The 21,864-nt window shown below is 57.7% G+C and carries 20 protein-coding genes; 16 read left to right on the top strand and 4 right to left on the bottom strand.

Annotation, left to right across the window (positions count from 1 at the left end; translation table 11 throughout):
• The first annotated feature begins 135 nt into the window (after positions 1-135).
• Entirely contained in the window at positions 136-2,763 is a 2,628-nt protein-coding gene (locus tag ACR0IY_RS06425) for an ATP-dependent helicase (RefSeq protein WP_480671435.1), read from the top strand.
• Positions 2,764-2,766: 3 nt separating this feature from the next.
• Here the strand turns inward: ACR0IY_RS06425 and ACR0IY_RS06420 are convergent, their stop codons facing one another.
• Positions 2,767-3,057, bottom strand: coding sequence for a DUF1330 domain-containing protein (locus ACR0IY_RS06420; RefSeq protein WP_480671433.1), 291 nt, complete (start codon positions 3,055-3,057; stop codon positions 2,767-2,769).
• 488 nt (positions 3,058-3,545) lie between these two features.
• Entirely contained in the window at positions 3,546-3,770 is a 225-nt protein-coding gene (locus tag ACR0IY_RS06415; RefSeq protein WP_480671431.1) for a DUF1127 domain-containing protein, read from the bottom strand.
• Between the two features lie 906 nt (positions 3,771-4,676).
• Between ACR0IY_RS06415 and mraZ the strand changes: the two genes are divergently transcribed.
• From mraZ to ACR0IY_RS06370, 9 genes are all read left to right on the top strand, one after another.
• Positions 4,677-5,180: a division/cell wall cluster transcriptional repressor MraZ gene (mraZ, locus tag ACR0IY_RS06410; RefSeq protein ID WP_480671429.1), complete on the top strand. Its 504-nt coding sequence runs from the start codon at positions 4,677-4,679 to the stop codon at positions 5,178-5,180.
• A 4-nt stretch (positions 5,181-5,184) separates the two neighbouring features.
• The gene (gene rsmH / locus ACR0IY_RS06405) at positions 5,185-6,180 is read left to right on the top strand and encodes a 16S rRNA (cytosine(1402)-N(4))-methyltransferase RsmH (RefSeq protein ID WP_480672084.1); all 996 of its coding nucleotides are present in this window, start codon (positions 5,185-5,187) and stop codon (positions 6,178-6,180) included.
• Positions 6,177-6,545, top strand: a complete 369-nt coding sequence (gene ftsL / locus ACR0IY_RS06400; protein WP_480671427.1) for a cell division protein FtsL — start codon at positions 6,177-6,179, stop codon at positions 6,543-6,545. The genes rsmH and ftsL overlap by 4 nt, the downstream gene beginning before the upstream one ends.
• Positions 6,542-8,329 (top strand): peptidoglycan D,D-transpeptidase FtsI family protein, encoded by a 1,788-nt coding sequence (locus ACR0IY_RS06395; RefSeq protein WP_480671425.1) that lies wholly within the window; start codon positions 6,542-6,544, stop codon positions 8,327-8,329. The genes ftsL and ACR0IY_RS06395 overlap by 4 nt, the downstream gene beginning before the upstream one ends.
• 21 nt (positions 8,330-8,350) lie before the next feature.
• On the top strand, positions 8,351-9,832 hold the full coding sequence (locus ACR0IY_RS06390) for a UDP-N-acetylmuramoyl-L-alanyl-D-glutamate--2,6-diaminopimelate ligase (protein ID WP_480671423.1): 1,482 nt from the start codon (positions 8,351-8,353) through the stop codon (positions 9,830-9,832).
• The gene (locus tag ACR0IY_RS06385; RefSeq protein ID WP_480671421.1) at positions 9,829-11,223 is read left to right on the top strand and encodes a UDP-N-acetylmuramoyl-tripeptide--D-alanyl-D-alanine ligase; all 1,395 of its coding nucleotides are present in this window, start codon (positions 9,829-9,831) and stop codon (positions 11,221-11,223) included. The genes ACR0IY_RS06390 and ACR0IY_RS06385 overlap by 4 nt, the downstream gene beginning before the upstream one ends.
• Before the next feature lie 24 nt (positions 11,224-11,247).
• The gene (gene mraY, locus ACR0IY_RS06380) at positions 11,248-12,330 is read left to right on the top strand and encodes a phospho-N-acetylmuramoyl-pentapeptide-transferase (RefSeq protein WP_480671419.1); all 1,083 of its coding nucleotides are present in this window, start codon (positions 11,248-11,250) and stop codon (positions 12,328-12,330) included.
• A gap of 149 nt (positions 12,331-12,479) precedes the next feature.
• Positions 12,480-13,880 (top strand): UDP-N-acetylmuramoyl-L-alanine--D-glutamate ligase, encoded by a 1,401-nt coding sequence (murD, locus tag ACR0IY_RS06375; protein WP_480671417.1) that lies wholly within the window; start codon positions 12,480-12,482, stop codon positions 13,878-13,880.
• 105 nt (positions 13,881-13,985) lie between these two features.
• Complete coding sequence (locus ACR0IY_RS06370; RefSeq protein WP_480671415.1) at positions 13,986-14,360, top strand: glycine zipper family protein; 375 nt, start codon at positions 13,986-13,988, stop codon at positions 14,358-14,360.
• Here ACR0IY_RS06370 and ACR0IY_RS06365 read toward each other — a convergent pair.
• Together ACR0IY_RS06365 and ACR0IY_RS06360 are read right to left on the bottom strand one after the other, a co-directional pair.
• The gene (locus ACR0IY_RS06365; RefSeq protein ID WP_480671413.1) at positions 14,357-15,535 is read right to left on the bottom strand and encodes a BaiN/RdsA family NAD(P)/FAD-dependent oxidoreductase; all 1,179 of its coding nucleotides are present in this window, start codon (positions 15,533-15,535) and stop codon (positions 14,357-14,359) included. The genes ACR0IY_RS06370 and ACR0IY_RS06365 overlap by 4 nt on opposite strands.
• 106 nt (positions 15,536-15,641) lie before the next feature.
• Entirely contained in the window at positions 15,642-16,088 is a 447-nt protein-coding gene (locus tag ACR0IY_RS06360) for a hypothetical protein (RefSeq protein WP_480671411.1), read from the bottom strand.
• Positions 16,089-16,259: 171 nt separating this feature from the next.
• Between ACR0IY_RS06360 and ftsW the strand changes: the two genes are divergently transcribed.
• The 6 genes from ftsW to murB all read left to right on the top strand — a co-directional run bounded on the left by ftsW (position 16,260) and on the right by murB (position 21,773).
• Entirely contained in the window at positions 16,260-17,423 is a 1,164-nt protein-coding gene (gene ftsW, locus ACR0IY_RS06355; protein ID WP_480671409.1) for a putative lipid II flippase FtsW, read from the top strand.
• Entirely contained in the window at positions 17,423-18,520 is a 1,098-nt protein-coding gene (locus ACR0IY_RS06350) for a UDP-N-acetylglucosamine--N-acetylmuramyl-(pentapeptide) pyrophosphoryl-undecaprenol N-acetylglucosamine transferase (RefSeq protein WP_480671407.1), read from the top strand. The genes ftsW and ACR0IY_RS06350 overlap by 1 nt, the downstream gene beginning before the upstream one ends.
• The gene (gene murC, locus ACR0IY_RS06345) at positions 18,517-19,926 is read left to right on the top strand and encodes a UDP-N-acetylmuramate--L-alanine ligase (RefSeq protein WP_480671405.1); all 1,410 of its coding nucleotides are present in this window, start codon (positions 18,517-18,519) and stop codon (positions 19,924-19,926) included. Before ACR0IY_RS06350 ends, murC begins: the two co-directional genes overlap by 4 nt.
• A 79-nt stretch (positions 19,927-20,005) precedes the next feature.
• A complete protein-coding gene (locus ACR0IY_RS06340) occupies positions 20,006-20,251 on the top strand; it encodes a DUF2484 family protein (protein ID WP_480671403.1) in 246 nt (81 codons plus the stop codon).
• Complete coding sequence (locus ACR0IY_RS06335) at positions 20,248-20,502, top strand: DUF2484 family protein (protein ID WP_480671401.1); 255 nt, start codon at positions 20,248-20,250, stop codon at positions 20,500-20,502. Before ACR0IY_RS06340 ends, ACR0IY_RS06335 begins: the two co-directional genes overlap by 4 nt.
• Positions 20,503-20,843: 341 nt before the next feature.
• Complete coding sequence (murB, locus tag ACR0IY_RS06330) at positions 20,844-21,773, top strand: UDP-N-acetylmuramate dehydrogenase (protein ID WP_480671399.1); 930 nt, start codon at positions 20,844-20,846, stop codon at positions 21,771-21,773.
• Positions 21,774-21,864 lie beyond the last annotated feature (91 nt).

Here is a 21,864-nt window from a genome sequence, read left to right as displayed (position 1 = left end):
GGTTAACAAGATCAGAGAGGGTGAAGGCAAAATTGCTCGAATTAAACAAATCAGTCGTGAATTTCGTTTGAAAATTGCGCGAACAAGCCGTGAACAAACCCTTTCCCTCGGCGCGTAACCGGCGTAGTTTGGGGTATGAGCAGTTTCGACGAAATGGACGCCTTCGAGGGCGCATCGCTGTCCGCGCGGGCCATGGCCGCGCGTCCCATGCCCTATCTGGATGAGCTGAATCTGGCGCAGCGCGACGCGGTAGAGCGGCTGGATGGGCCGGTTTTGATGCTGGCCGGGGCCGGGACCGGCAAAACCAAGGCGTTGACTGCACGGATTGCGCATTTGCTTAGCACGGGCCGGGCGCGCCCGAACGAGATTCTTTCGGTGACCTTTACCAACAAGGCCGCACGCGAGATGAAAGAGCGTGTGGGCCGACTGCTGGGGCAGCCCGCCGAAGGGATGCCTTGGCTGGGTACGTTCCACTCGATCTGCGTCAAGCTATTGCGTCGCCATGCCGAACTGGTCGATCTGAAATCAAATTTCACCATTCTGGATACGGATGATCAGTTGCGCCTGCTCAAGCAGCTGATTCAGGCGGCCAATATAGACGACAAACGTTGGCCCGCTCGAATGCTGGCTGGGATCATCGATGATTGGAAGAACCGCGCTCTGACTCCCGAAAAGGTGCCAGCGGCGGATGCAGGGGCCTATAACAACAAAGGCATTGAGCTTTATGCCCAATACCAGACCCGCCTGCGCGAACTGAACGCCGTGGATTTCGGTGATCTGCTGCTGCACATGGTCACGATCTTTCAGACCCACGAGGACGTGTTGGAGCAGTACCAGCGCTGGTTCCGGTACATTCTGGTGGACGAGTATCAGGACACCAACATTGCCCAATACCTCTGGCTGCGGTTGTTGGCCGGGGCACATAAGAACATCTGTTGTGTCGGCGACGATGACCAGTCGATCTATGGTTGGCGCGGGGCCGAAGTGGGTAACATCCTGCGGTTCGAGAAGGATTTCCCAGGTGCATATGTCGTGCGGCTGGAACAGAACTATCGTTCAACGATGCACATTTTGGAGGCATCCTCTGGTGTTATTAGAGGCAACTCGGACCGGCTGGGGAAAGAGCTTTGGACCAATGCAGAAAAAGATGGATGGAAGGTCCGGTTAATTGGTCATTGGGATGGTGATGAAGAAGCGCGGTGGGTCGGTGAAAAAATTGATGACCATATTTGCGGTAGATCCGTTGAATCAAAAAATCGGTTCAATCCGCGATTGCGGAGCTTTGAGCAGGAATTAGACAGGCGCGCCAAGGCTGGCCTGGGACCGATTGATCAGCACTCTTTTATCAAAAACGCATTTGAAACGGGAGAAGTCTATAGCGATCTAAAAGTTCAAAACCTAGTTCTGGAACTTCTTGCAGGGGATCCTGGTGCTGCAAACATGCTTCAATCGGTTGCAGCAAGTAGAATAAACAAGTTTAGCCTTGATGAGATCGCCATTCTTGTTCGCGCATCGCATCAGATGCGCGCGTTTGAGGACCGGTTCCTGACTATCGGCCTGCCCTATAAGGTGATTGGCGGCCCTCGTTTCTACGAACGGATGGAAATACGTGATGCCATGGCCTATTTCCGGCTGGTTGTCAGTCCCGGCGATGACCTTGCGTTCGAGCGGATCGTGAATACACCGAAACGGGGCTTAGGCGACAAGGCCCAACAGACGATCCAGATGACGGCGCGTGAGAATGGCGTCTCTCTGGTTGATGGTGCGCGTATTGCTGTCGACAATGGGCTGATCAAAGGCAAAGGCGGCAAGGCGCTGCGCGAGTTGATCGATGGGCTGGCGCGGTGGAACGCGATGACGCGCGGGCCACGGATCGAGATCGAAGACGACTCGGTCATCGATGACGGCACAACTCCGATGCGCTTTGGCGAGCCGGAAGTCTCTCATATCGAACTGGCGCAGATCATTCTGGACGAGTCTGGATACACCGCGCACTGGCAAAACGAAAAGACACCCGAGGCACCGGGGCGGTTGGAAAACCTCAAGGAACTGGTGAACCAGCTGGACAATTTTGAGAATCTGCAAGGGTTTCTTGAACATGTCAGCCTTGTCATGGACAACGAGCAGGAAGGTGATGGTGCCAAGGTTTCGATCATGACCCTGCACGCGGCCAAAGGGTTGGAGTTCCCGGCCGTATTCTTGCCGGGATGGGAAGACGGGTTGTTTCCGTCGCAACGGTCGATGGACGAATCCGGCATCAAGGGACTCGAGGAAGAGCGCCGTCTGGCCTATGTCGGCATCACGCGCGCAGAGGAGGTTTGTACGATTTCTTGGGCTGATAGCCGAGTTGTTTACGGTCGCAGGGAACACCAATTTAGATCGCGATTTGTTGACGAATTGAGGGAAAAGGCTGAGGAGCATCTTGAGGATATTACAGCCCCGAGTCTTTATGGAGGCATCAGTTCTCAAGGCATCGAAACCCGCGCGGCAGAGGCGAATGTTTACAACTCACCCGGCTGGAAACGGATGCAGGCACGGCAGGGACAATATGGTACGTCTCAGCCCCGTGAAAGTCGCAACACGGTGATCGACGCCACCGCTGTGGCCAGTTTCACGCTGGGCGAGCGGGTATTTCACCAGAAATTTGGCTATGGCGCAGTAATCGGCATCGAGGGCGACAAGGTCGAAGTTAATTTCGACAAGGCCGGGATCAAGAAGGTGGTTTCACGATTCCTGTCGGCCAAGGACGACGTACCGTTCTAGCGTTTAAAGACCTTCGACAAGAACCATATTTGCCGATGCCGTGCGGTGCCGGATTTGTGCAAGTTCGATGTAGTCGGGATCGTCCTTCCACGCCTTTGCGGCCTCGAGCGAGGGGAATTCCATCAGAACGATTCCGTTTTCTGCCCAGGTTCCTTCGATCACGTCCACGGGTTTGGAGGATACCGTCAACAGGCGGCCACCGTGGCGATCAAAGATCGGCATGAAGCCCTCAAGGTATTCCTGGTACCCGTCGGGGTCGTGGATGGAAATCTGTGCAATGAAATAGGCGGCCATTGGAAGCTCCTGACAATCTGTTCTGGCCGCTATTCTACATCCGGTTCCGAAAAACAAAAAACGGCGGTTCCCAGGAAGGAGGAGGGGAACCGCCGTTCTTTTCAACATCAGGATAGGGAGGAGGAGAACCCCGATGTATCTGAACCCAGGTTTGACCCCGGTATGAGGAGAGCGCGGCGACGCCAGGGAGGAGAAAGGGCGTCGCCACGCGCATTGAACATCAAGGCAGGGAGGAGGAGAGCCTCGATGTATCAGAACCCGGGTTTGGCCCCGGTATGAGTTGGACGCGGCGACGTCAGGGAGGAGGAAGACGTCGCCGCGTGCTTTCAACACCGGGAAAGGGAGGAGGAGTACCCGGTGTAGAGGTGTTCGGCGTTCAGGGCCGATATAAGGTGCGGCAATACCAGGGAGGAGGAGAGGTATCGCCGCTGAAATACAGGTCCAATAGGGAGGAGGAAGGACCTGATCTCGGTTGTTTCTTTGTCCGCTTAACGCGCGACGTATTCTTCGGCCGATTGCATGGCAATGCGACGGATCATTGAACGGTGCAGGCCCAGATCGGCCAGGTCGCGGTTCGACAGCGCCGACAGTTCATTTGCTGTCTGACGATAGACGCGGTAACGAATGAACCGTGTTTTAACGGCCTCAATCAGCGAAGCCAGGCCGGTAGCCGGTACGCCATTAAGAGTGGTTTGCTGTGTTGCTGCAGTCATCTGCTTAACCCGATACTATAATGTTCAGCCAGTGTGTTCCGGCGTTTGCTTGAGGATGAAAATAGGCAAATGCTGCGATTGCACAATGCCCCGCGTCGTCAATGCCGCTATGCAGCAAATGCATGGATATCAAATAGTTGCGATCTTGATGGCGAAAGCGCCTTAGGAATAAGGGCTTTAAGTGCTCTTGTTGGGGGAACGCTGAGGCGTTTGCCTGAGGCGCGGTTGAGAATTGACGTGAGGTTCTTTCCTATTGGACGGCTCCGCAGAGGGGCCGGTGTCGCAGGTTGAGCGGAGCCTTGATGTTTCCGTTGGTAAGGGCATGGGAATTCATGGGCGCAGTATGGGCAGAAGGGGGCGCCAGGCTTTCTTACCTGAGTCACCTCACGTGATTCGGGCCCTATAAGCTGTGATTTTCGAGTTTGGCAGAGTGATTCTCGAGATTTTTCGAAAATTATGGGAATTCATGGGATGGCTAGGGTAAGTAAAAAATTCCCTGTATATTGTGGCAGCATCACTTCAGATTTCTATTTGTAGTGTAAAATGACTGTTTTCAACCACGAAATCATTGAATATATTGACGTCAGTGGAATGAGTCTGTGAAATTTCCTGTTGATTTCCATGAATTCCCATGGCATCCCTTATACATCCGATGAGGACGAGGTACATGGGGCGCCAAACGACCCCGAACCAATAAAAACAGGTTTCATACAGGCATCTCGCTTTCATCACTCAAGAGATCCGGCGCGCGGGCGAGCAGACATCCCCCCAGGTGGCGCGCGCAGCTGGACATCCCGCAAAGCGGGTCAATGCGGCGGGTTGATCAGTGGCAGCAGATCAACCCGCCGTTTTTCATCCCGGGGGGTGTGAAATTTAGGTGGGGCGCAAGCGAAAGGGACAGTCGTCTTGGCGCGCAGGTTTAGAGGTGAAAGCCACCACAAGGTGGATACGAAGGGCAGGGTGTCGATCCCGGCCTCGTTTCGCCGTGTGCTTGAAGCCTCTGACCCGAACTGGCAGCCTGGTGATACCCCTGAATTGGTGATCGTATACGGGGATCACCGCCGCAAATTCCTTGAATGCTATACCATGCAGGCGATCGAAGAGGTCGATGACAAAATTGACGCGCTGCCGCGTGGTTCGATGCAGCGGAAAATGTTGCAGCGGATGTTCCACGGGCAGTCTTTCCCGACCACGGTGGACGAAACCGGCCGCTTAGTGCTGCCCGCCAAGCTGCGCAACAAGATCGGGCTTGAGGGCGAGGCGTTCTTTATTGCCGCCGGTGACACGTTCCAGATCTGGAAACCCGAAACATACGAGTCCGAAGAGTTGGCAGCAGCTGAGGAATGGCTGGACGATCAGCCCGAGGATTTCGATCCTCTGGAGTTCCTTGATGGCGCCGGGGACGCGTGACGGCATGGCCGGCGCAGAGAAGACCCCTTCCGACAAACCTCATATCCCCGTACTGCTGCGCCCTTTGCTAGCTACTGTGGCACCGGTTTCAGGCGTCTGGCTGGACGGGACGTTCGGCGCAGGTGGTTATTCGCGGGGCCTGCTTGAGGCCGGGGCCGAGCGAGTTATCGGTGTTGACCGCGACCCGCTGGCTTTTGAAATGGCGGCAGGCTGGGCTGGCGGTTACGGCGACCGGCTTGTGATGCGGCCCGGTGTTTTCTCGCGTCTGGATGAATATGCCGAAGATCTGGATGGCGTTGTTCTGGACCTTGGCGTGTCCTCCATGCAGCTGGATCAGGCCGAGCGCGGGTTTTCCTTCATGAAGGACGGTCCTTTGGACATGCGCATGAGTCAGGAGGGCGAAAGTGCCGCCGATCTGGTCAACGCAGCGACTGAGACGCAGTTGGCCGACATCCTGTTCCATTACGGTGAGGAACGCGCCAGCCGTCGGATCGCCAAGGCCATCGTCAAGGCGAGGGCAGAAGACCCGATCACCACAACCTTGCGTCTGGTCGAGATCATCGAATCCTGCCTTCCACGCCCTAAGCCGGGTCAGTCGCACCCCGCAACGCGCAGCTTTCAAGGGCTGCGGATTGCCGTGAACGCAGAGTATGAGGAGTTGTTTCAGGGGCTTATGGCGGCAGAGCGTGCCTTAAAGCCCGGCGGGCGACTGGCCGTAGTGACGTTCCATTCCATCGAGGACCGGATGGTCAAACGCTTCTTTCAGTCTCGCGCGGGCAAGACCGGGCGCGCCAACCGCTATGCGCCCGAAGTGGAACAGGAGCTGCCGCAATTCACGCTCAAGACCCGCAAGGCGGTGGGTCCTGATGAACAGGAATTACAGGAAAATCCGCGCGCGCGCTCGGCCAAGCTGCGCGTCGCTATTCGCACCGAGGCTCCGGCGGGGGAAATAGATGCCCGCGCCATCGGGATGCCGCAACTTGGGGGAAGGGCAAGATGAAGAGTGTTTTGTATGTGTTGACTGCTCTGGCCGTGTTCGGACTGGCGCTTTGGGCGTATCAAGAGAATTACCGCACCCAGCAGGTGGCGAAAGAAACCCAGCGATTGCAGCGTGAAATCGGCATGGCGCAAGTGCGGCTGGCGGTACTGAACGCCGAATGGGCCTATTTGAACCGCCCGGATCGTCTGCGTGAACTGGCCGATCTGAACTTTGAACGTCTGGGGCTGTTGCCCTTACGAGCCGAGCAATTTGGCCGTGCCGATCAGATTTCCTATGCTGAGGACCCTGATCTGCCCGTCGTTGACCCGATCGAGCTACAGGCCATCACTAACATTCAAGCGTTTGGCGAGGTGCAGATTCCATGACCCGCACACCGCTGCGTCCTCTGGCCCGTATCCTTGATGCCCGCGCACGGGGTGAAAACCCCAAAGCCATCGAACGGGAAAACATCAGGCAGCGCCACGAAGGCATGAAAGACCGCGCCCGAGCCCGCGCCGAGGGGCGTCTTCTGGTGCTGGGATTGTTCTTTTTCTGTGCGTTTTCAGTCGTCGGGGCCCGCATGGGTATGCTGGCGACGTCCGAGGCGCAGGAACCACTGGCCAGCGCCCCCGGTGCGGCCATTGCCATGCAGCGTGCCAATATCGTCGATCGTGAAGGCCGCATTCTAGCGACCAATCTGGATACTTATTCCGTCTACGCTCAACCGCCGCTGATGATTGACCCGATTGCCGCCGCCGATCAGTTGGTGGCGATCTTTCCCGATCTGGATAAAGAGCGCCTGGTCAAGGACTTTACCGGTAACCGAAAGTTCCTGTGGATCAAAAAGCGTATCTCGCCCGAACAGAAACAGGCGGTGCATGACATAGGTGATCCAGGCATCCTGTTTGGCCCACGCGAGATGCGGCTCTACCCCAATGGCCGTCTGGCTGCGCATATTCTGGGCGGTTCCGGTTTTGGGCGTGAAGGTGTCAGCGCGGCAGAAGTTATCGGCGTCGCAGGCGTGGAGAAGCAGTTCGACGACTATCTGCGCGATCCGGCCAATGGCAACAAGCCTCTGCAACTGTCGCTGGACCTGACAGTTCAGGCAGCGGTTGAGCAGGTGCTGTACGGCGGCATGAAGATCATGAATGCCAAAGGCGCCTCGGCGGTTCTGATGAATGCGCATACGGGCGAGGTCGTTTCGGCCGCGTCTCTGCCGTCCTTCGACCCCAACGACCGTCCGCGCCCGCCAACATCGGGGTTCGACCCGTCTGACAGCCCTCTGTTCAACCGATATGTTCAGGGTGTGTACGAGCTGGGGTCGGTGTTCAAGATTTTCACTGCTGCGCAGGCCGTGCAGCTTGGCTTAGTGAATTCCGAAACCATTATCGACACCTCAGGACCCATGAAGATCGGTCGCTTTCCTATTGGTGAGTTTAATGGCAAAAACTACGGCAAGATCAGCGTGGCGGACGTGATCGTCCATAGCTCGAACCGGGGTACGGGGCGTCTGGCGTTGCAGATTGGCGCAAAGCGACAGCAAGAGTTCCTGAAGTCGCTGGGCATGTTCGAACCCACCCCCTTCGAGATTGTAGAAGCCAAAGGTGGTGAACCGCTGAAGCCCAAAAAATGGGGCGAGCTCAGCACCGTTACCATTTCCTATGGCCACGGTCTGTCGACCAGCCCGATGCATTTGGCGGCTGGCTATGCAGCAATTGCTAATGGCGGGCATTATGTTAGCCCGACTGTCCTGCGGAAGAATGGCCCGCAATACGGCCCGCGCGTGATGTCACAAAGCGCGGCGGTGCAGGCCCAGAAGATGTTGCGCAAGGTAGTTACCGACGGCACGGCCAGCTTTGGCGATGTGGCCGGGTATGATGTTGCTGGCAAGACCGGAACCGCAGACAAACCCAAGCCGCGCGGCGGTTATTACGACGACAAGGTCATCGCCACATTTGCAACGATCTTTCCCGCCTATGATCCGAAGTACGTTCTGATTGTAACGCTGGATGAACCTTCGATCGTGGCGTATGGCGAAAAACGCCGCACGGCTGGGTGGACTGCGGTTCCGGTGGCCGCTGAACTGATCGGACGCATCGCGCCTTTGCTGGGTCTCAGACCTCGGCTTGAGCCTGAGGCCCGCGCTGCTATAACGCTGACCTCAAATTAGGCTGTCCAACAGAGGTGGGTCATGGGCACAAGGACAAAGAAACTTAGCCAACTGGCCCTGACCGCGCGAGGTGGTGCGAATCCTGATATCACAGGGCTGGCTGTTGACAGCCGCGAGGTCAAAGACGGCTTTCTTTTTGCCGCGCTGCCCGGCACGCGGGTGCACGGGGGTGAGTTCATCCAATACGCACTGCGGATGGGAGCATCCGCGATTCTGACAGATGCCGAAGGCGCGGATATCGCAGCCGAAGAATTGGCCGCGTCGGATGCGGCGTTGATTGTGGTTGAGGACCCCCGGCAAGCGTTAGCCGGATGCGCCGCGCTGTGGTTTGGAGCGCAACCTCAGACCATAGTGGCAGTTACTGGGACCAATGGAAAAACCTCTGTCGCGACGTTTGTGCGCCAGATCTGGATGGAGCTTGGTCTTGCCGCTGTAAATCTGGGTACCACCGGGGTCGAGGGCGCCTGGACCGCTCCGCTGGCCCATACCACGCCCGAGCCGATCACTCTGCATCGCTGCCTTGCCGAGGCCACTGAGAATGGCGTGACGCACGCAGCGATGGAGGCGTCGTCGCACGGGCTGGAACAGCGCCGTCTTGACGGTGTGCATCTGACTGCAGCCGGGTTTTCGAACTTCACGCAAGACCATCTGGACTATCACGAAACGTTCGAGGCGTATTTTGCCGCAAAGGCCGGATTGTTCGACCGTGTGCTGCCGCAAGATGGCACAGTCGTGATCAATTTGAACGATCCCAAAGGTTCTGATGTTCGCAAGATTGCCAAGGCGCGCGGGCAGAAGATCCTGACTGTCGGGTTAAGCGATACCGATCTGTGTCTGATCAATCAGCGGTTTGACGCGACTGGGCAGGACCTGCGCTTTTCGTGGCAGGGCAAAGTGTTCCAGACCCGGTTGAATCTGATCGGTGGGTTCCAGGCCGAAAACATCCTGCTGGCCTGTGGTCTGGTAATTGCGGCTGGGGAAGATCCCGAGCGTGTTTTCGAAACCTTACCGTATCTGACAACCGTCCGGGGGCGCATGCAGCTTGCGGCAACACGGGAAAACGGTGCGGCTGTGTTTGTTGACTACGCACATACGCCGGACGCCGTTGCCACGGCGCTCAGGGCGATGCGTCCGCATGTGATGGGCCGTCTGATTGCTATTGTTGGGGCAGGCGGGGATCGTGACGCCACCAAGCGGCCCTTGATGGGGCAAGCCGCCGCAGACAATGCAGACGTTGTTTTCGTCACTGACGACAACCCGCGCAGCGAAGACCCGGCCACCATCCGCGCTGCGGTTTTGCTGGGAGCCCCGGAAGCGACCGAAGTGGGTGACCGCGCCGAGGCCATATTGCGCGGCATTGACGCGCTGCAACCCGGCGACGCCTTGTTGATCGCGGGTAAGGGGCACGAGACAGGCCAGATCGTCGGTGATCAGGTGTTGCCTTTCGACGATGTGGAACAGGCCAGCATCTCGGTGGCCGCTCTGGACGGGAGAGTCGCATGACGCTCTGGACTGCAGCCGAGGCCGCCGAGGCGACCGGAGGGCGCGCGACTGCCGACTGGCAGGTTGATGGCGTATCGATCGATACAAGAACTCTCCGGCCCGGCGATCTGTTCATTGCGCTCAAAGCCGCGCGGGATGGGCATGACTTTGTGGCGCAGGCGTTGGAAAAGGGCGCAGGGGCGGCATTGGTGTCCCGTGTTCCCGAAGGTGTGGCCGAGGACGCGCCATTGTTGATTGTGGACGACGTTCAAACCGGGCTTGAAGCGTTGGGACAAGCGGCCCGCACCCGAACGGATGCTCAGGTTGTTGGGGTGACAGGCAGCGTCGGCAAAACCTCGACCAAGGAAATGCTGGCTACCATACTGGAAACGCAAGGGAAAACCCATGCCAGCGTAGCCAGCTATAACAACCACTGGGGCGTGCCCCTGACGTTGGCCAGGATGCCGCGCGACACCGAGTTCGCTGTAATCGAGATCGGCATGAACCATCCCGGTGAAATCGCTCCGCTGGCCAAACAGGCCCGCCCGCACGTTGCGTTGGTGACGACAGTGGCCGCAGTTCATCTTGAGGCATTTGAGTCCGTCGCCGGCATTGCCCATGAGAAAGCGGCGATTTTCGAGGGGCTTGAGGAGGGCGGAGCAGCTATCGTTAATGCCGATATTGAGCATTCCGACATCCTGCGTCAGACTGCGAAAGACTATGGGGTTGGGATCGTTGATTTTGGCCGCAATGCTGCAGATTACAAGCTGAAGGAAGTGAAGCAAGACGCAGACTCGATTCACGCGGCTGCAGCAGTCGGGGACACGCAAATTACCTATGATGTACAGTCTGCCGGGACTCATTTCGCCATGAATGCGCTGGGTGCGCTAGCGGCCTGTGTCGAAATGGGCATTGATCTGGAAGAAGCCATCGACGGGTTGCGTCAGTGGTCTCCGGTCAAGGGGCGGGGTGTCCGCGAAATTCTACCCCTGGCGACTGGTGGGCAAATCGAATTGCTGGATGACAGTTACAACGCCAACCCGACGTCTATGGAGGCTGCGCTGGACGTGCTGGCGGCGTCACAGAGTAAACGCCGCATCGCATTTCTGGGAGACATGAAAGAGCTGGGCGGCCAGGAATTGGCCATGCACGCCGGTATGGCGGAAGTGGCGGCAATGCAGAAGGTCGATCAGGTTCACTGCATTGGTCCATTGATGAAGGCCCTGCATGACGCCCTTCCAGAGAACAAGCGAGGGCTGTGGTTTGGGACCAGCGCCGAGATGGCAAAGCACCTGCCTGATTTGATTAGTGCGGGCGACACGGTATTGGCCAAGGGTTCTCTCAGCATGGCGTTGGCGCAGATTGTTGACGGTTTGCGGAAAATGGGGCAAGGGAGCGCGCCTGACCCATGATCGCCGCACGAGAAAGGTTTTGACATGCTCTATTGGTTGACCGCCCTGTCGGATGGAGGGGATTTCTTTAACCTCTTCCGCTATATCACGTTCCGTGCGGGCGGGGCCTTTCTGACGGCGCTGATTTTTGGATTTATCTTCGGCAAACCGCTGATCAATGTGCTGCGCAGAAAACAAGGCAAGGGTCAGCCGATCCGGGATGATGGGCCAGAAGGACACTTCTCGAAGGCTGGAACACCGACCATGGGCGGGCTGCTGATCGTGGGTGCTCTGGTAACCTCGACGCTGGTTTGGGCGCGGTGGGATAACCCCTATGTCTGGATGGTTCTGTTCGTGACGCTGGCTTACGCGGCGATTGGATTTGCGGATGACTATGCCAAGGTGTCCAAGCAAAATACCAAAGGCGTGTCTGGCAAGATGCGGCTGGCATTGGGGGTGATCATTGCGGCTCTGGCGTCGCTCTGGGCGTCATTGCACCACCCTGACATGCTGCAAAATCAGCTGGCTGTGCCTGTCTTCAAGGATACGCTTGTTAATCTGGGGATTTTCTACATTCCATTCGCGATCGTCGTGATCGTGGGGGCTGCCAATGCGGTCAACTTGACGGACGGGCTGGATGGATTGGCGATCATGCCGGCAATGATCGCGGCAACAACCCTTGGGATCATTGCTTATGCGGTAGGTCGGGTCGACTTTACCGAGTATTTGGATGTGCATTACGTGCCCGGAACCGGCGAGATTCTGATATTTACTGCAGCATTGTTCGGAGGCGGGTTAGGCTTTCTTTGGTACAACGCTCCGCCTGCTGCCGTGTTTATGGGGGATACCGGATCGTTGGCGCTGGGTGGTGCGCTGGGTGCGATTGCAGTTGCGACCAAGCATGAACTCGTACTTGCTATCGTCGGTGGGTTGTTTGTGATCGAGGCGCTGAGTGTGATTATTCAGGTTCTGTATTTCAAACGCACAGGACGCCGCGTGTTCCTGATGGCCCCGATCCATCATCATTATGAGAAAAAGGGCTGGGCGGAACCGACCATTGTGATCCGTTTCTGGATCATTTCGTTGATCTTGGCGATGATCGGGCTGGCGACGCTGAAGGTTCGGTAAGGCTCCCGCCAGGTTTGGCGGACCTGCGGTCCACCTGCCACCTGTTGGGCCAGGCTCACGCTGCTGCGTGAGCCTTTTGTCGCCCTTGCTTTCAGGGGGGTCTTCTGCGCAGTGTGGCGGCCAATTGGACGTCAGAATAGGGTGCGCGCATGATCCCGGTCAAAGGGTTTTCAGGGCAAAAGGTTGCGGTTCTGGGGCTTGGCCGGTCGGGTCTTGCTACGGCACGAGCATTGCGGGCAGGTCAGGCCGAGCCGGTTTGTTGGGATGACAACCCCGAGGCGCGGGAAAAGGCCGAGGCCGACGGGCTTGCATGCTTCGATTTGCATCGCAATGGAGCCTTTGACGAGATTGCTTCGCTGATTGTCTCTCCTGGTATTCCGCACCTATATCCTGAACCGAACCCGGTTGTGGCTGCAGCGCTGTCGGCCGGTGTGCCGGTGGATAATGATATCGGTCTGTTCTTTCGGTCCTTCGCCGGACCGGAGTGGAACAATTATGATACTCCGCCGCGCGTTATTGCGGTGACGGGATCGAACGGGAAATCGACGACGGCTGCATTGATTCACCATATTTTGACCGAAGCTGGACGAGAAGCTCAACTTGCCGGAAACATCGGGCGCGGAGTTCTGGACATTGATCCGGGGGGAGACGGCTCGGTTGTGGTTCTGGAACTGTCGAGCTACCAGACCGAATTGGCCCGTGCGCTGACGCCGGATGTTGCCGTTTTCACCAACCTCTCACCGGATCATCTGGATCGGCATGGTGGTATTGGTGGTTATTTTGCCGCCAAGCGCCGGCTGTTTGCCGAAGGTGGACCGGATCGCGCAGTGATTGGTGTGGATGAGAAAGAAGGGGCGTTTCTGGCCGGGCAACTGTCTGAAGCGCCAGCCGATGATCGGGTTATCAGAGTTTCTGTTGCCCGCAAGTTGACCGGGCCGGGCTGGCAGATTTTTGCGCGCAAGGGTTTTCTGTCCGAGTATCGAAAAGGACGGCAGGCAGGTTCGATTGATATGCGCGGGATCAAGGGGTTGCCCGGTGCGCATAACCATCAGAACGCTTGTGCAGCTTATGCTGCTTGCCGCGCGTTGGGGCTGGCGCCACGGGTGATTGAGGGAGCGCTGCATAGCTATCCGGGTTTGCCGCACCGCAGCCAGATCATCGCCGAGGCCGATGGTGTGACTTATGTGAATGACTCCAAGGCCACTAATGTCGACAGCGCGCTCAAGGCGCTGAGTGCGTTCGGACAAATCCGCTGGATTTGTGGGGGGCTTGAAAAAGAAGGTGGTTTAGGCGCTTTGAACGGTGTGGCAGCGCAAGTGATCAAAGCCTACGTCATTGGGCGCGAGGCGGCGAATTTTGCCATGCAGCTAGAAGCCGAGGCTCAGGTCTGTACGACAATGGCTGCGGCCGTCGAGCAAGCGATGGCGGACGCACAGCCGGGGGATACGATCTTGCTGGCGCCGGCCGCGGCCAGTTTCGATCAATATGATAATTTCGAACAACGCGGAGAGGATTTCGTGGCGCAGGTCTTGCAAAGGCTCTCGAAATAGGCATTTGCAATAGATCGCCGGTTGCGCGACGCTAGGGTGCTATCAGCTTGACGCGCCATGATTATTGGTTTTGCTTGCCTGCAAATTCAACACGAGGTTATGACTATGCCATACCGTAAGCTTTCTATGATCCTTCCCGCCGCTCTGGTTGTCGGGGCCTGTTCGAATGTTGGGGCGAATTATCAGCCTATCGTCGATGGACCTGTTGGCCCGAACTACAACGCCGATCTGGCCCAGTGTCAGGCTCTGGCCCGCCAGCAGGGAGTGGTCGATAGTAACACCGCTGGTGCCGCAGCCATTGGCGCTGCAGGTGCGGCAGGCACCAAAGCCATTATAGATGACAGCGCCAGCGATCTTGGCCGCGCCGCAGTGGCAGGTGCCCTGGTTGGTGCCGGTGCAAGCGCGATCAGCAATACGCAAAACCAGGAAGTCATCGTGCGCAACTGCATGCGCGGACGCGGTTATAACGTCGTAGGCTAAAGGGTCGCGATGGCCGTTCCGGCGGCGTGGCCCGAGGACCATGCCCACTGGAAATTGTATCCGCCCAACCAGCCGGTGACATCGACCGCTTCGCCAATCGCATAGAGGCCGGGGACATCCCTGGCCTCCATCGTTTTCGACGACAGATCACTTGTATCGATCCCTCCTAGCGTAACCTCTGCGGTGCGATACCCTTCGGTCCCCGAGGGCGTCAGAAGCCAGTCGGAGAGGGCGTCGAACAGCTCGGTCAGTGCGGCGTCGGACTGGTCGGCCAGGTTGCCTGCCATCGGCAGGTGTCGGCTTAGGTAATCCACCAGCCGCGCGGGCAGGTGGCGGGCCAGCTCGGTAGTCAGCGCCTTGCGCCCTCCGGCCTGGCGCTGATCGCGCAGCAGATCGAACAAGGGCAGATCGGGGATCAGGTTGACTCGGATCGCTTCGCCCTCGCGCCAGTAGGATGACAGTTGCAGCACTGATGGCCCGCTGAGGCCGCGATGGGTGAATAGCAATGCCTCGTCAAAGCTGGTGCGGTCGTTTGACAGCCGCACGGGCAGGGACACGCCGGACAGGTCCTTGAATTTGCCATCCGAGAAGGTGAACGGCACCAGCGCCGCCCGCGTCTCGGTCATGTGTAATCCGAACTGTTTTGCAATATCATAGGCCAATCCGGTCGCGCCCATCTTTGGGATCGACTTGCCGCCCGTGGCCAGCACCAGATTGGAGCAGGACAGGCTGACGCGTTGCCCCTCGCGGTCAACCTCCAGAGCGAAGCCGCTTTCGGTCTTGCGCAAGCCTTTCAGCTCGGCCCGCACCCATAGTTCGGCCCCGGCGTGCGTCATCTCGCTCAGCAGCATCTGGATGATCTGTTTTGAAGAGCCGTCACAGAACAATTGCCCCAGTGTTTTCTCGTGCCACGTAATGCCATGACGTCCGACCAGATCAACGAAATCCCACTGTGTGTAGCGTGCTAACGCAGATTTGCAGAAATGTGGGTTCTGAGACAGGAAATTGCTGGGGCCCGCATACATATTGGTAAAATTGCAGCGCCCGCCGCCCGAGATACGGATTTTCTCACCCGGAGCTTTGGCATGGTCGATCACCAACACACGCCCGCCGCAATGGGCGGCGCACATCATACCGGCGGCACCGGCTCCGAGGATGATCGTGTCATAGGTCATGCGCTGCGCTTGGCGTGAATTGGCGGTGAAAGCAAGAGTTTGCAGAAATTGCGGTCAAACACGACAGCGGTTAATGCACGTCTTGGATTGTATGAGAAAGACTTGGTCAGTCTAGCGGAAAATCCAAGAGCTTTGGCCGCACTCTTCCTTGGTCATCAGTGACTTTGGCTCTTTTCCCGTTGCTGCCTAAATATTCACGCGATGATCTACGTCCACTACGGTCTTCGATTGTGATTATGTACCTGTTTCCGTTTGATCCAGAAACAAAACGAACGCGAAATGCATTGTAGTCAGAATAATTTACACAGTGCTTCTCACAGAAACTCGGGAAAGCGTTTCGATACAAAGGAATGATCGTTGCTATATCATCGTCGAGCAAGGTTCCTTGAACACGACCAGTCAAAAAGTCTGCAACAAAAAAACCTTCTTCCGTACATGCGGCTTCTGCAAAAACATTCGCCGAAATCACATGGGGTGGCGCGACGAAACTTAGGCCTCCGACAAGAGAGTCCGTGAAATTATGTGCCACGCTATGAAGAAGATTGTGCTTCATGCCGCAACACTAATTCGAAATCCGATCTTTAAAAAAGCCGAAACATGCTTTCCTATACCATTCGTCGGGTTTGTCCGGCTCATTCCACTAGCCCAAACGCCAAATTCCCTGTAGACTCTCAAACAGATCCCGAAAACGGGACGTGAACGAGGCAGAAAGTGGCGGTATCTCATGACTGAGATGGTGTATGGCGCGGTCCAGGACCAGCGCGGCGAACCGATTCTACCAAAATGGTGGCGGACAATTGACCGCTGGACGATGTCCTGCGTGCTGATCCTGTTTGTCATAGGGTTGTTGCTGGGACTGGCCTCATCGCCACCGCTGGCGGGGCGCAATGGCTTCGATCCCTTCCACTATGTCGAGCGGCAGGCGTTTTTCGGCGGAATGGCGCTCATTGCGATGCTGTTGACCTCGATGATGTCTCCTACGCTGGTAAGGCGGTTGGCAGTGCTGGGCTTTCTGGCAGCTTTTGTGGCGCTGGCCTTTCTGCCGGTGTTTGGCACCGATTTCGGCAAGGGTGCGGTCAGGTGGTATTCGCTGGGCTTTGCGTCGTTGCAGCCGTCCGAGTTTCTGAAGCCAGGTTTTATCGTCGTTGCCGCGTGGCTTTTGGCTGCGTCGCAGGAGATCAACGGCCCTCCGGGGCGGTTGTGGTCTTTTGCGCTGTGCATGGCAATTGTCGGTATGCTGGTGATGCAGCCTGATTTCGGGCAGGCTTGTCTGATCCTGTTTGGCTGGGGAGTGATGTATTTTGTCGCTGGTGCCCCCATGCTGTTGCTGGTTGGCATGGCGGGTGTCGTGGTTTTGGGGGGCATGGTCGCCTATTCGAATTCGGAACACTTTGCCCGCCGCATCGACGGTTTTCTGAATCAAGAGGTCGACCCAACCACTCAGCTGGGATACGCCACCAACGCCATTCGCGAAGGGGGGCTGTTCGGGGTCGGTGTCGGTGAGGGGCAGGTGAAATGGTCGCTGCCCGATGCCCATACCGATTTCATCATCGCCGTCGCGGCCGAGGAATACGGGTTGATTCTGGTGCTGATCATCATCGCGCTTTATTCGCTGATTGTCGTGCGTTCGTTGCTGCGGCTGATGCGCGAGCGTGACATGTTTATTCGTCTGGCCGGAACCGGCCTAGCCTGCATGTTTGGCGTCCAGGCGATGATTAACATGGGCGTGGCGGTGCGTCTGCTGCCCGCGAAAGGCATGACTTTGCCGTTCGTCAGCTATGGGGGCTCGTCCCTGATCGCAGGGGGTATTGCGGTCGGAATGCTTTTGGCGTTTACCCGCAGCCGCCCACAGGGCGAACTTGGCGATATTCTGCGCGGAAGAGGATAATGGGCAAACCTTATCTGTTGATTGCGGCTGGCGGCACCGGGGGCCATATGTTTCCCGCCCAGGCGCTGTCCGAGGCAATGTTGAACAAGGGCTGGCGCGTGCGCCTGTCTACCGACGCCCGAGGCGCGCGCTACACCAGCGGCTTTCCGCATTCGACCGAAATTGTCGAAGCCACTTCGGCCACTTTTGCCCGCGGTGGACTGGCCGCAAAGGCAATGGTCGGGCCCAAGATTGCCGCAGGTGCCACCAGCATGGTGCTTCAGATGATGCGGGATCGGCCGGGCGTCGTCGTTGGCTTTGGGGGATACCCATCGATCCCTGCACTGGGTGCAGCGACGATGCTGAAAATCCCGCGCATGATCCACGAACAAAACGGTATCCTGGGGCGGGTGAACCAGCTTTTCGCTATCCGCGTGTCGCAAGTGGCCTGCGGTGTCTGGCCTACGGACTTGCCCGAAGGGGCGCACGGTGTTCACACAGGCAACCCGGTTCGTGCTGCGGTGTTAGAGCGCGCGGCAGCGGGCTATATCCCGCCCGGCGACTACCCCATGTCGGTTCTGGTGATGGGCGGATCGCAGGGCGCGCGTATCCTTAGTGATGTCGTACCCGGTGCGATTGCCGCTTTGCCCGAAGACCTGCGCAGCCATATTCGCGTTGCGCATCAGGCCCGCGATGAAGATGGCGAACGGGTCACCACCTTTTACGCCGATCACGGCATCCGGGCCGAGGTCAAAAGTTTCTTTCAGGACGTCCCGCGGCGCATGTCTGACGCACAGTTGGTCATCTCGCGGTCGGGCGCGTCCAGCGTTGCCGATATCTCGGTTATCGGGCGGCCCTCGGTCCTGATCCCGTTTGCCGCCGCTGCAGGAGATCACCAGACCGCCAACGCGCGTGGGCTGGTTCAGGCCGGTGGGGCGATTATGATCCCCGAAAACGCGCTTGACGTTCCCTCGCTGACAGAGCAAATCACCGCAGTTCTGACCAACCCCGAAGCCGCGCAAAAGATGGCCCGCGCCGCGCTCTCGACTGGTGCCCCCGACGCGACCGAGCGTCTGGTAGCCCTAGTCGAACAACTGGCACAGAAGGAGACAGCATGAATCCTGCAACCAAACTGCCGCAAGACGTAGGACCGATCCATTTCGTAGGGATTGGTGGGATCGGGATGTCCGGCATTGCCGAGGTTCTGCTTAACCTGGGCTATCGGGTGCAGGGATCGGATCTGAAAGCCTCCAAGATCACGGACCGGTTGGCTGGTCTGGGGGCGGATATCTTTATCGGCCAGCGCGCTGAAAATCTGGACAACGCTGCCGTGGTTGTCGTTTCGACCGCCATCAAACCCGGCAACCCCGAATTGGACGGTGCGCGGGCAATGGGCCTGCCGGTTGTACGCCGCGCCGATATGCTGGCCGAGCTGATGCGCCTCAAGTCCAACATCGCTATCGCCGGAACGCATGGCAAAACCACCACGACGACCATGATGGCCGAGCTGATGGTGGCCGGTGACTTTGACCCGACCGTGATCAATGGCGGCGTCATCCATGCCTATGGCTCGAACGCGCGTATGGGGCAGGGGGAATGGATGGTGGTTGAGGCCGATGAGTCCGACGGCTCGTTCAACCGCTTGCCTGCGACCATTGCAATCGTCACCAATATCGACCCCGAGCATATGGAGCATTGGGGCGATTTCGACAAACTGCGCGACGGCTTCTACGAGTTCGTCTCGAATCTGCCATTCTATGGTCTGGCGGTCTGCTGCACCGACCACGCCGAGGTTCAGACGCTAGTGGGCCGCATCACCGACCGCAGGGTGCGGACTTACGGGTTCAATGCGCAGGCCGACGTCAGGGCGGTGAACCTGACCTACAAGCGCGGCATCGCCCATTTCGATATCCATCTGCAATACGAAGATACGATGATCGAAGGCTGTACCCTTCCGATGCCAGGGGATCACAACGTTTCGAACGCGCTGTCTGCCGCTGCTGTGGCCCGTCATCTGGGAATGAAAGCCTCGGAAATTCGCGATGCGCTGGCCAATTTTGGCGGCGTAAACCGCCGCTTTACAAAAGTGGGCGAAGTCAACGGCGTCACGATCATCGACGATTACGGCCACCACCCGGTTGAAATCGCAGCCGTTTTGAAGGCCGCTCGGCAGGCGACCGATGGTCGTGTCATTGCCGTGCATCAGCCGCACCGTTACTCGCGACTGTCCAATCTGTTTGACGATTTCTGCACCTGCTTCAACGACGCGGATGTTGTAGCCATCGCCGAGGTATTCGCCGCTGGAGAGGATCCGATCGAAGGTGCCTCGCGCGACGATCTGGTGCAGGGCCTGATCAGGCACGGTCACCGCCATTCCCGCGCTTTGTTGGATGAAAAGGATCTTGAGCGGCTTGTGCGCGAACAGGCGCGTCCCGGCGACATGGTTGTGTGCCTTGGGGCCGGGACGATCAGTGCATGGGCTAACGGGCTGCCTGATCGTTTACTGCAAAAACAGGCTGTTTGACTCAATGGACTCTGCCGCAGCGCGAGTTTAAAGGGTGGCGCCGCAACTACAGTCATAGGCGTCCTCGGAGGGGCAATTGGTGTATTCGGTCGTATTCGCTGCCTTGTGGGTCATTGCCTCGACAATCGTGGCGATGCTGCCAATGCGCTTGCAATTCCCGCCGGGGATTGTGCTGTTCGCCCTTGCCCCTGTGATGATCGTGTGGATTGGCTATGATTTCGGCTGGTTCATTTCGGTTTTGGCTTTTGCCGGATTTGCGTCCATGTTCCGCAGGCCGATCCGCCATTATTGGTCCCGCTGGGCAGGACGGGAGGTTGAGGAATGAGTTGGTCCATCGCTCTTGCCGCACTATGGGGTATTACCGCGAATATTCTGGCGATGCTGCCCAGCAAGGATAACCACTGGACCCGCGCCTACGTCCTGATCGCTGTGGGTATCCCGATATTGGGGTACGTCACCTTGCAGAACGGGCCGTGGATCGGATTGATTGTTTTGGCGATGGGCATGTCGGTGTTGCGTTGGCCGGTGATTTATCTTGGCCGGTGGTTGCGAGCCTTGGGGCGTCCACAAGAGTGACACTTTTTTCATTATTTTATTTTCGTTCCTACAGCTGCGTTCCTAGCCGCAGCGGCAGTATCTAGCTTTCTTGCGAATGGCGGTCAGCATTGGCTGAATGCTAGTTTTCTTGGTGGACTCGTTTTGTTGTCTGCATTTCTGCACTTTAGCGTTGCACGCGGCCAACCGCCCTCGGATACCGCCTATATTCAATCTATTTCGCTTAATTTAGTGCTATTGCCCGCAACGATCGGGGCAGCAATCGGGATAGCTGCGGGTTTGATAGAAAAAGTATTGGGTGGGCTGTAAATACCTCCTCTTCTGAGGATGACATCCACGTAGGTCAAGTTTAGAAGATGCGGATGACATTCGCTTTCTCTTCAATTCGCGGCAAACTCACCGAAAACCGCGCGCTCAACGACCTCACATGGCTGCGCGTTGGCGGCCCGGCGGACTACTTGTTTCAACCTGCCGATGTGGAGGATCTACAAGCCTTCCTGCGCGATCTGCCTGATAATGTCTCTATCTTCCCGATGGGCGTCGGATCCAACCTCATTGTCCGCGACGGAGGGTTGCGGGCCGTGGTGATCCGGCTGGGGCGCGGGTTCAATGGTATCTCGGTTGAGGGGAATGTGGTCACGGCAGGTGCCGCGGCGCTGGACGCGCATGTGGCACGCAAGGCGGCGGACGCGGGCGTGGATTTGACCTTTTTGCGCACCATTCCGGGCTCAATCGGTGGAGCGGTGCGGATGAACGCGGGTTGCTATGGCAGTTACACCGCAGATGTTTTGCAAACGGCAACCGTCGTCACCCGGCAGGGCGAGTTGGTCGAGCTGAACACTGATGATCTGAACTTCCGCTACCGCCAGTCAGACTTGCCCGATGGCGCGGTTCTGGTTTCGGCCACGTTCGAAGGTCCACTGGGTGATCCGGCAGAGCTGCATGCCCGCATGGCGGCCCAACTGCAGAAGCGCGACGAAACCCAGCCCACCAAGGATCGCAGCGCCGGGTCAACTTTCCGCAATCCGGCGGGGTTTTCATCGACCGGGCAAGCCGACGACGTGCATGACCTCAAGGCCTGGAAAGTGATCGACGATGCCGGGATGCGCGGCGCCACAAAAGGCGGCGCGCAGATGAGCCCGAAGCACTCGAATTTCCTGATCAACACTGGCACGGCCACGGCCGCTGACCTTGAGGGTCTGGGGGAAGAGGTGCGAAAAAAGGTTTACGAAACAAGCGGCATCACGCTAGAGTGGGAAATCATGCGGGTCGGTGATCCGCTGAAAAAATAAAGCCCCGGCCGTCAGACCAATAACAGGCAATTTTAGGCGACGGATCAAAGGCATAAACGCAGTACGGACCACGACATAAGGTCCGGGGACA

This window comes from Ruegeria sp. BC1, assembly GCF_056539305.1.
This window is presented reverse-complemented; position numbering and strand designations above follow the sequence as displayed.

What these genes read in the sequence shown, in the direction of transcription:
- ACR0IY_RS06425 (WP_480671435.1), top strand. Translation starts at nt 136, where the DNA reads ATGAGCAGTTTCGACGAAATGGACGCCTTCGAGGGCGCATCGCTGTCC.
- ACR0IY_RS06420 (WP_480671433.1), bottom strand. Translation starts at nt 3,057, where the DNA reads ATGGCCGCCTATTTCATTGCACAGATTTCCATCCACGACCCCGACGGG.
- ACR0IY_RS06415 (WP_480671431.1), bottom strand. Translation starts at nt 3,770, where the DNA reads ATGACTGCAGCAACACAGCAAACCACTCTTAATGGCGTACCGGCTACC.
- rsmH (WP_480672084.1), top strand. Translation starts at nt 5,185, where the DNA reads ATGGCCGGCGCAGAGAAGACCCCTTCCGACAAACCTCATATCCCCGTA.
- ftsL (WP_480671427.1), top strand. Translation starts at nt 6,177, where the DNA reads ATGAAGAGTGTTTTGTATGTGTTGACTGCTCTGGCCGTGTTCGGACTG.
- ACR0IY_RS06395 (WP_480671425.1), top strand. Translation starts at nt 6,542, where the DNA reads ATGACCCGCACACCGCTGCGTCCTCTGGCCCGTATCCTTGATGCCCGC.
- ACR0IY_RS06390 (WP_480671423.1), top strand. Translation starts at nt 8,351, where the DNA reads ATGGGCACAAGGACAAAGAAACTTAGCCAACTGGCCCTGACCGCGCGA.
- ACR0IY_RS06385 (WP_480671421.1), top strand. Translation starts at nt 9,829, where the DNA reads ATGACGCTCTGGACTGCAGCCGAGGCCGCCGAGGCGACCGGAGGGCGC.
- mraY (WP_480671419.1), top strand. Translation starts at nt 11,248, where the DNA reads ATGCTCTATTGGTTGACCGCCCTGTCGGATGGAGGGGATTTCTTTAAC.
- murD (WP_480671417.1), top strand. Translation starts at nt 12,480, where the DNA reads ATGATCCCGGTCAAAGGGTTTTCAGGGCAAAAGGTTGCGGTTCTGGGG.
- ACR0IY_RS06370 (WP_480671415.1), top strand. Translation starts at nt 13,986, where the DNA reads ATGCCATACCGTAAGCTTTCTATGATCCTTCCCGCCGCTCTGGTTGTC.
- ACR0IY_RS06365 (WP_480671413.1), bottom strand. Translation starts at nt 15,535, where the DNA reads ATGACCTATGACACGATCATCCTCGGAGCCGGTGCCGCCGGTATGATG.
- ACR0IY_RS06360 (WP_480671411.1), bottom strand. Translation starts at nt 16,088, where the DNA reads ATGAAGCACAATCTTCTTCATAGCGTGGCACATAATTTCACGGACTCT.
- ftsW (WP_480671409.1), top strand. Translation starts at nt 16,260, where the DNA reads ATGACTGAGATGGTGTATGGCGCGGTCCAGGACCAGCGCGGCGAACCG.
- ACR0IY_RS06350 (WP_480671407.1), top strand. Translation starts at nt 17,423, where the DNA reads ATGGGCAAACCTTATCTGTTGATTGCGGCTGGCGGCACCGGGGGCCAT.
- murC (WP_480671405.1), top strand. Translation starts at nt 18,517, where the DNA reads ATGAATCCTGCAACCAAACTGCCGCAAGACGTAGGACCGATCCATTTC.
- ACR0IY_RS06335 (WP_480671401.1), top strand. Translation starts at nt 20,248, where the DNA reads ATGAGTTGGTCCATCGCTCTTGCCGCACTATGGGGTATTACCGCGAAT.
- murB (WP_480671399.1), top strand. Translation starts at nt 20,844, where the DNA reads ATGACATTCGCTTTCTCTTCAATTCGCGGCAAACTCACCGAAAACCGC.